The organism is Corynebacterium sp. HMSC078H07, assembly GCF_001812805.1.
Taxonomy (GTDB): domain Bacteria; phylum Actinomycetota; class Actinomycetes; order Mycobacteriales; family Mycobacteriaceae; genus Corynebacterium.
In genome coordinates this window covers 1-1,457 of sequence record NZ_KV810512.1, presented here as the reverse complement: position 1 = coordinate 1,457, position 1,457 = coordinate 1, and the positions used below count along the sequence as shown (strand labels likewise).

At 55.2% G+C, this 1,457-nt stretch carries 2 protein-coding genes; both read right to left on the bottom strand.

From position 1 onward, the window contains the following. The coding region (locus HMPREF2875_RS14180; protein WP_141754587.1) for a transposase at positions 1-154 on the bottom strand (154 nt) is incomplete at its 3' end. Positions 155-211: 57 nt separating this feature from the next. After that, the coding region (locus HMPREF2875_RS10480) for an IS1634 family transposase (RefSeq protein WP_141754620.1) at positions 212-1,457 on the bottom strand (1,246 nt) is incomplete at its 5' end.

Below are 1,457 nucleotides of genomic sequence, written 5' to 3'. Positions count from 1 at the left end.
GCTCGAGTTTGACCCACCGGCCTAAAAGCCCGGCGGAGACGCCAATCTCCTTAGCCACATGAGCGATCGGGCGCTCTGACTCGATTACAAGGTTCGCGGCTTCACGCCGGTACTCCGGCGTGTACTTCTTGCGCTGTTGACTCACAATGAACATCCTCTCCTACGGACACAAGATCCGTACAAATAGGGTGTCCACTAAACGAGGGTAACCTCAGATTGTTTGGATGGTGGCGGTGATATCGGGCGGGAGTGGTACGGCGGCGTGGATGGTTTCGCCACCAATGTTGAGTTGAAAGCTGCGGTATTTCTTGAGTGTTCTCACGAGGCGTTTGATGGATTGACCACTGCGGGTCTCCATTAGGTGGGCCACGGCTAGTGCTGCGATGACAATGTTGAGATGTGCTGTGATCGAGTCTTGTTTTCTGGCGTAGATTGGGCGTGCTTTCAGGTCTGATTTCGACATCCGAAACGACTTTTCAATGTTGAATAGCCTGCGGTAATGCCCGATAACCTCTTGGGCGGCAAGAGCGGTCAGGTCGGTTTCATAGCCTTTGATCCCGGCTAGGGCTCGGTGCTTGGCAGCAAGAGCGTAGTTGACCTTCTTGTTCGGGGCGGAAAGATCGATATAGCGGTTACGCTTGATAGCGATATCGCCGTCAACAGCCCGTTTTGCTTTTTCGACTTGCTCTTTGATTCCGCGCAGGCTGCGCCTAGCCCGGTCGTGAGAGTACTGGAAGTGGGTCACCGAATTCGGGGTTGTGTGTTTGCGCCCATCGCTTGCCGAGGCTTGTGTCCAGATCTGGCCGTGGGTGTAGTCGTCACCGGGGTTTTCCCGCCGCCAGGTTTCGATCACCTCTGGCACGGTGGGGGTTTTCACCGACAAAATATAGTGCAGACCTGCATCTATCAATGCTTGTTTGTTCGCCGCGGAGAACATGCCTGCATCAGCAACGACGGTGACCTCGTCGAGTTGGTAGGCCTCTTGGAACCGTGTGATCATTGGCAGCATCGTGTGGGTTTCTGCCGAGTTGCCAGCAAACGCGCCCACATGCAATGGAAACCCAGTGGCATCAGTAAGCAGCCCGACAAGGATTTGCGGCTCGAGGCGGCGCTCTTTGGAAAACCCGGGTTTGCGAAGCTCATCAGGAGTATCGGTTTCAAAGTACAAGGTGGTCACGTCGTACAAGATAAAAGTACCTGGCCCGATACCTGCATGATGGGCCAACGCTTGGGTTAGTATCTCTCCGAACGATTCGGTTGCGAAGGTGGGAAGTCGCCTCTGGATGGTGCGGTAGCTTGCGCTGGTGATGCCAACCTCGGCAAGAGTCTCGATGGAATCCAGCTTTGAGCCGGGATGGATGATCCGGGCACGCACCAGATCGCGAAACACCGGATCCTCACCGGTTGCTGCAGCAAGGCCTAGCTCGTTGAAACACGCATCAATACAGTCCAGCAAG